This window comes from Ramlibacter sp., assembly GCF_013697775.1.
Taxonomy (GTDB): Bacteria; Pseudomonadota; Gammaproteobacteria; order Burkholderiales; family Burkholderiaceae_C; genus Ramlibacter.
The window spans coordinates 1-6,479 of the sequence record NZ_JACCWG010000267.1; the positions used below are offsets into that span (position 1 = coordinate 1).

7 protein-coding genes are annotated in these 6,479 nt (G+C 66.6%); 5 read left to right on the plus strand and 2 right to left on the minus strand.

All coding sequences use genetic code 11. The features are described from left to right. A partial coding sequence (locus H0U68_RS13085) for a dihydroxy-acid dehydratase (protein ID WP_296356252.1) occupies positions 1-729 on the minus strand: 729 nt, incomplete at its 3' end. A 67-nt stretch (positions 730-796) separates the two neighbouring features. On the opposite strand from H0U68_RS13085, the gene H0U68_RS13090 reads away from it, so the two are divergent. From H0U68_RS13090 to H0U68_RS13110, 5 genes are read left to right on the plus strand one after another with little or no spacing between them, the layout of a single operon-like run. Then, entirely contained in the window at positions 797-1,546 is a 750-nt protein-coding gene (locus H0U68_RS13090; RefSeq protein ID WP_296356253.1) for a FadR/GntR family transcriptional regulator, read from the plus strand. A 33-nt stretch (positions 1,547-1,579) separates the two neighbouring features. Then, on the plus strand, positions 1,580-2,125 hold the full coding sequence (locus H0U68_RS13095; RefSeq protein WP_296356255.1) for a TRAP transporter small permease: 546 nt from the start codon (positions 1,580-1,582) through the stop codon (positions 2,123-2,125). After that, positions 2,122-3,420, plus strand: a complete 1,299-nt coding sequence (locus H0U68_RS13100) for a TRAP transporter large permease subunit (RefSeq protein ID WP_296356257.1) — start codon at positions 2,122-2,124, stop codon at positions 3,418-3,420. Before H0U68_RS13095 ends, H0U68_RS13100 begins: the two co-directional genes overlap by 4 nt. Positions 3,421-3,474: 54 nt before the next feature. Further along, positions 3,475-4,482, plus strand: a complete 1,008-nt coding sequence (locus tag H0U68_RS13105; RefSeq protein ID WP_296356259.1) for a TRAP transporter substrate-binding protein — start codon at positions 3,475-3,477, stop codon at positions 4,480-4,482. Positions 4,483-4,535: 53 nt separating this feature from the next. Further along, positions 4,536-5,729 carry a mandelate racemase/muconate lactonizing enzyme family protein gene (locus H0U68_RS13110; RefSeq protein WP_296356261.1) on the plus strand — a complete coding sequence of 398 codons (1,194 nt, stop codon included), beginning with the start codon at positions 4,536-4,538 and terminating at the stop codon, positions 5,727-5,729. Here H0U68_RS13110 and H0U68_RS13115 read toward each other — a convergent pair. Beyond that, the gene (locus H0U68_RS13115) at positions 5,719-6,378 is read right to left on the minus strand and encodes an NAD(P)H-binding protein (protein ID WP_296356262.1); all 660 of its coding nucleotides are present in this window, start codon (positions 6,376-6,378) and stop codon (positions 5,719-5,721) included. The genes H0U68_RS13110 and H0U68_RS13115 overlap by 11 nt on opposite strands. Positions 6,379-6,479 lie beyond the last annotated feature (101 nt).

Sequence of the window (6,479 nt, forward strand, 5' to 3'; positions counted from 1 at the left end):
GCGCCGGCCGGCCATGCGCGCGAGCACGTTGCGGCGGCCGTCGACCGCCGGATAGGCGGCGTTGCCGGGCAGGCCGAGGCCGAGCGCCTCGACCATCGACGCCATCGTGCTCGCCGTTCCCATCGTCATGCAGTGGCCGTGGCTGCGGTGCATGCAGCTCTCGGCCTCGAAGAAATCCTGCAGCTTGAGGGTGCCGGCGCGCACCTGCTCGCTCATGCTCCACACGCCGGTGCCCGAGCCCAGTTCCTGGCCGCGCCACTTGCCCGAGAGCATCGGCCCGCCCGAGACGCCGATGGTCGGCAGGTCGACGCTGGAGGCACCCATCAGCAGCGAGGGCGTGGTCTTGTCGCAGCCCATGAGCAGCACCACGCCGTCGATCGGGTTGCCGCGGATCGACTCCTCCACGTCCATGCTGGCCAGGTTGCGGTACAGCATGGCGGTGGGGCGCAGCAGCGTCTCGCCCAGCGACATCACCGGGAATTCCAGCGGGAACCCGCCGGCCTCGTACACGCCGATCTTGACCTGCTCGGCCAGTGTGCGGAAGTGCGAGTTGCAGGGCGTGAGTTCGCTGAAGGTGTTGCAGATGCCGATGACGGGACGGCCGTCGAACTGGTCGTGCGGCACGCCCTTGCCCTTGACCCAGCTGCGGTACGCGAAGCCGTCGCGGTCCTGGCGGCCGAACCATTGTTGTGAGCGCAGTTCTTCGGGTTTCTTCTTGGGCGAAGTCATAAGGGTTAGTCCTGAAAGATCAATCATCTTATCGTCATACCATTGCCGACCGCGATTCGGGCAAACCATGACGATCAAGAACGTGCACGGCAACACGGTGGACCACCTCGGCGCGGCCATTGTCGCCGGGCGTTACGCCGCCGGCAGCGGCATCCCGCCCGAGCCCGTGCTGGGCGAGGAGCTTGGCGTCAGCCGCACCGTGGTGCGCGAGGCGGTGAAGTCGCTGGTCGCCAAGGGCCTGGTGTCCACCGGCCCCAAGGTCGGCACCCGGGTGCTGCCGGAAGAGCAGTGGAACTGGTTCGATCCCGACGTCATCGGCTGGCAGGCGCAGGCCGGCCTCACCCGCGAATTCCTGCGCGACCTGCAGGAGCTGCGCCGCGTGATGGAGCCGGCGGCGGTGCGCATGGCGGCCGAGCGCGCCACGCCGGCCGACGTGGCGGAGATCGCCACGGCGTTCGCCGGCATGAAAAAGGCGGTGGAGCAGGGCGGCGACTACGTCGCGCCCGACCTGCGCTTTCACCGCGGCCTGCTGCGCGCCAGCCACAACCGCATGATCGTGCAGATGAGCAAGGCGCTGTCGCCGCTGCTGCGCACCAGTTTCGAGATTTCCACCACGCGCAAGGACGGCGCGAAGCTGTCGCTGCCCTTGCACCGCGCGGTGCTGGACGCGGTCGCCGCGCACGACGCTGGCTCGGCCGAGACGGCCATCCGGGTGCTGATCGACGGCGCGCGCGACGACATCGAGCTGGTGCTCGGCTCGCGCCGGCGCCTGCCCAAGCTGGACATGCCGGCGCCGCTGCTGCGCGCGGCCGCCTGACGAGACGACAACAACACAACGACGACAACACGCATGAAGCGCGCGATCGACCTGTTCTTCAAATTCCTCGAACTGCTGGTGGTGGTGGCCATGGTGGCCATGGTCATCATGGTGTTCGGCAACGTGGTGCTGCGCTACGGCTTCAACTCGGGCATCACCGTGTCCGACGAGATGTCGCGCTACTTCTTCATCTGGCTCACCTACATCGGCGCCATGGTGGCCATGCGCGAAGGCGGCCACCTGGGCGTGGACACGCTTGTCAAGCACCTGCCGCTGGCGGGCAAGAAGATCTGCTTTTTCCTGTCCGAATCGTTGATGCTGTTCTGCAATGCGCTGTTCCTGATCGGCACCTGGCGCATGCACGAACTGCAGGTGACCAACGTCTCGCCGGTGGTGGGCATTTCCATGATCTGGGTCTACGGCATCGGCTACGTGGTGTCGGTGGTGATCGGCGCCATCAACATCCACAAGCTGTGGCTGCTGTTCACGGGACAACTGAGCGAGGAGCAGCTGGTGCAGGTGGTGGAAGCCGAAGGCTTGAAAGATGCGGAAGAACAACTGAAGGAAGTGAAGGTATGACCGTCGCCACCTTCATCCTGAGCCTGCTGGGCGCCATGGCGCTGGGCATGCCCATTGCCTACGCGCTGCTGGTGTGCGGTGTCGCGCTGATGAGCCTGATGGCCATGACCGGCGGGCTGCCTGCGTTCGACAGTCAGATCATTGCGCAGCGCTTCGTCGACGGCGCCGACAACTTCCCGCTGCTGGCCGTGCCCTTCTTCCTGCTGGCCGGCGAGTTCATGAACGCGGGCGGCCTGTCGCGCCGCATCGTCAACCTGGCGATGGCCTGGGTCGGCCATTTCCGCGGCGGCCTGGGCTTCGTGGCGGTGATCGCCGCCATCATCATGGCCTCGCTGTCCGGCTCCGCCGTGGCCGATACGGCGGCACTAGCGGCGTTGCTGATCCCGATGATGAAGCGCGCCGGCTACGACCTGCACCGATCGGCCGGCCTGATCGCCGCCGGCGGCATCATCGCGCCGGTCATTCCGCCGTCGATCGGCTTCATCCTGTTCGGCGTCGCCGCCAACGTCTCCATCACCAAGCTGTTCCTGGCCGGCATCGTGCCCGGCGTGCTGATGGGCCTGGCCATCGGCATCGCCTGGTGGTGGGTGGCCAAGCGCGAGAACGTGCAGCCGGCGCCGCGCGTGCCGATGGCCGAGCGCCTGCGCGAAACCGGCCGCGGCAGCCTGGCTCTGGCGCTGCCTGTCATCATTTTGGGTGGCATGAAGGCCGGCGTGTTCACGCCGACCGAAGCGGCCGTGGTGGCGGCGGTCTACAGCTTCGTCGTGGGCATGTTCGTCTACCGCGAACTGAAGGTGTCCGAGCTGTACAAACTGGTGCTGGCGGCCGGCAAGACCACCGCCGTGGTGATGTTCCTGGTGGCCGCGGCCATGGTCAGCGCCTGGCTGATCACGGTGGCCAACATCCCCGCGGAGATCGTGAGCCTGCTGGAGCCCTTCATGGGCAACAAGACGCTGCTGATGCTGATGATGATGGTGCTGATCGTCATCGTCGGCACCGCGCTGGACTTCGCGCCCACGGTGCTGATCCTCACGCCGGTGCTGATGCCGGTGGTGCTGAAGGCCGGCATCGACCCGGTGTACTTCGGCGTGCTGTTCATCATGAACAACGCCATCGGCCTGATCACGCCGCCGGTAGGCACGGTGCTCAACGTGGTGTGCGGCGTGGCGCGCATCAGCATGGACGATTCGTTCAAGGGCGTGATGCCGTTCCTCATCGCCGAGCTCATCGTGCTGTTCGCCCTGGTGTTCGTGCCGGACATCGTCATGGTGCCGCTGAAGTGGTGGATGCACTGAGCCGGCCGCAAGAATTTCAATTTAATCTGTCGTTATCAACCTAGGAGACAAGCCATGTTCAAGCGACGCACTCTCGTAACACTGGTGGCCGGCGCGCTGCTCGCAGCCGCCCCGGCATTTGCGCAATTCGCAGACCGCACCATCAAGTTCACCAACGGCGTGAACGAGGACCACCCGGTGGGCCTGGGCGTGAAGAAGATGCAGGAAGTGCTGGCCGCCAAGACCGGCGGCAAGATGAAGATCGTGGCCTTCTGGGGCGGCGCCGCCGGCGGCGACCTGCCGGCCACGCAGGCGCTGCGCGCCGGCACGCAGGAGATGGTGTGCACCTCGTCCTCGCCGCTGGTGGGCATCGTGAAGGAACTGGGCGTGTTCGACCTGCCGTTCCTGTTCGGCAGCGAGAAGGAGGCCGACGCCGTGCTCGACGGCCCGGCCGGCCAGTACTTCAACAAGAAGCTGGAAGACGCCGGCGTGGTGAACCTGGCGTACTGGGAGAACGGTTTTCGCAACCTCACCAACAGCAAGCACCCGGTCAACAAGGTCGAGGACTTCCAGGGCGTGAAGGTGCGGGTGATGCAGAACAACATCTTCCTGGACACCTTCAAGACGCTGGGCACGAACGCCGTGCCGATGGCCTTCGGCGAGGTGTTCACCGCGCTGGAAACCAAGACCATCGACGGTCAGGAGAACCCGTTCGTCACCATCGAAACATCGAAGTTCAACGAGGTGCAGAAGTACCTGTCGGTCACGCGCCACGCCTACACGCCGTTCCTGATCCTCTACAGCAAGAAGCTGTGGGACACGCTGAATCCGCAGGAGCAGGCGGTGCTGCGCGAAGCGGCGATGGAAGGCCAGAAGGTCGAGCGTGCGGCCAACCGCGACCTCAACGCCAAGTCGCTGGCCAGCCTGAGAACCAAGGGCATGCAGGTCAATGAAATCAGCGTCGCCGAGCAGCGCCGCATGTTCGAGAAGGTCAAGCCGGTCTACGACAAGAACGTGCCGACCATCGGCGCCGAAGCGGTGAACGTGGTGCTGGATGCGCTCAAGAAGGCCCGCGGCGGCTGAAGGCAGTTCCTCCCTCTCCCTCCGGGAGAGGGCAGGGGTGAGGGTGGTGCGCCATGAAGATCACTGAACTCGAGACGCTGCGCCTGGGGGAGTTTCCCAACATCCTCTGGGTGCGGCTGCACACCGATGAAGGCCTGGTTGGCCTGGGCGAAACCTTCATGGGCGCCGAGGCCGTTGAAGCCTATCTGCACGAATGGGCGGCGCCTCGCCTCCTCGGCCAGGACGCGCTGGCCATCGAGGCGCGCAACCGCGACCTGACCGGCTACCTGGGCTGGCGCGGCTCGGGCGTGGAGACGCGCGGCAATTCGGCGGTGGACATCGCGCTGTGGGACATCTTCGGCAAGGCCGCCGGCATGCCGGTGCATACGGCGCTGGGCGGCGCCAGCCGCGATAGCATCCGCATCTACAACACTTGCGCCGGCTACCAGTACATCCGCGGCAATGCCAACCAGACCTCGTCGAACTGGGGTGTCGGCAACACCAGCGGGCCGTACGAAGATTTGCAGGGCTTCCTGCACCACGCCGACGAACTCGCGCAGTCGCTGCTGTCCGAAGGCGTGACGGCCATGAAGATCTGGCCGTTCGACATGGCGGCCGAACGCAGCCACGGCCAGTACATCAGCAACGCGGACCTCGACGCCGCACTGCAGCCATTCGCCAAGATCCGCGACGCGGTCGGCGGGCGCATGGACATCATGGTGGAGTTCCACAGCCTGTGGCGCCTGCCGATGGCGCGCAGGATCGCGCGTGCCTTGAAGCCGTTCAATACCTTCTGGCACGAGGACCCGATCCGCATCGACAGCCTGGACCTGCTCAAGCAGTACGCCGTGGACTGCGAGGCGATGGTGTGCGCCAGCGAGACGCTCAGCTACAAGTGGGGCTTCAAGGACTACCTGCAAACCGGCGTGGCCGGCGTGGCGATGCTGGACCTGAGCTGGTGCGGCGGCCTGACCGAGGCACGCAAGATCGCCGCCATGGCCGATGCCTGGCAGCTGCCGGTGGCGCCGCACGACTGCACCGGCCCCGTGGTGTGGACCGCATCCACGCACCTGTCGCTGCACGCGCCCAACGCGCTGATCCAGGAAAGCGTGCGCGCCTTCTACACCGGCTGGTACAAGGAACTGGTGACCGAACTGCCGACGGTCAAGAATGGAATGATTTCGCTGAACGGCAAGCCGGGACTCGGCATCGAGCTGCTGCCCGACCTGCCCAAGCGCAAGGACGCGGTGGTGCGCGTCAGCCGGTGAACGAGTGCATCGCGCCCGAGAACAGCACGCGCTTGCCGGACGCGGCAGGCACGCTGGCGAGAAGCGCCTGCGCCACTGCCGACGCATTGACGGAGCGGTAGTTCGCCGGAATGAGCGGCCGCAGCAGGGTGCTGATGCGCAGCGCCAGGCCTTCGCCTGAGCGCACCGGCTGCCCCAGCAGCGTGCGGTCGCCGACCAGGAACGACGGCCGCGCGGCCACGAAACCTTGGTACCCCATCGCCGCGATGGTGTCCTCGGTTTCGCCCTTCACGCGGTTATAGAAGATGGACGAGCGCGCGTCGGCGCCCATGGCGCTGACCAGGCCGAGCCGCTTCGCGCCGCCAGCCAATGCAGCGCGCGCGACGTTCACGTTGGCATCGAAATCGACGGCGCGGAACGCCGCCTGGCTGCCCGCCACCTTGATGGTGGTGCCAAGCGCGAGATAGACCTCGTCGCAGGGCGGCAGCGCGGGCAGGGCCGAGAAATCGACCACCTGCCCATGCAGCTTGGCATGCTGGAGAGCGGGCGCGCGGCGGCCCAATGCATGGACCGCCACCACGCTGTCGTCAGCCAGCAGCCGCTGCAGGATCTCGCGGCCCACAAGGCCGGTGGCGCCGGCCACAAGAACGGTTCGGTTCGACGTGGCCATGGCGCCGGAGCGCAGGCTCAGCGCCCGTAGGTCTTGGCCGGCGCGCCGCTGCGGCCGCCGTAGCCGCCACCACCACCGCCGCCGCCCGAGCGGGGGCCGCC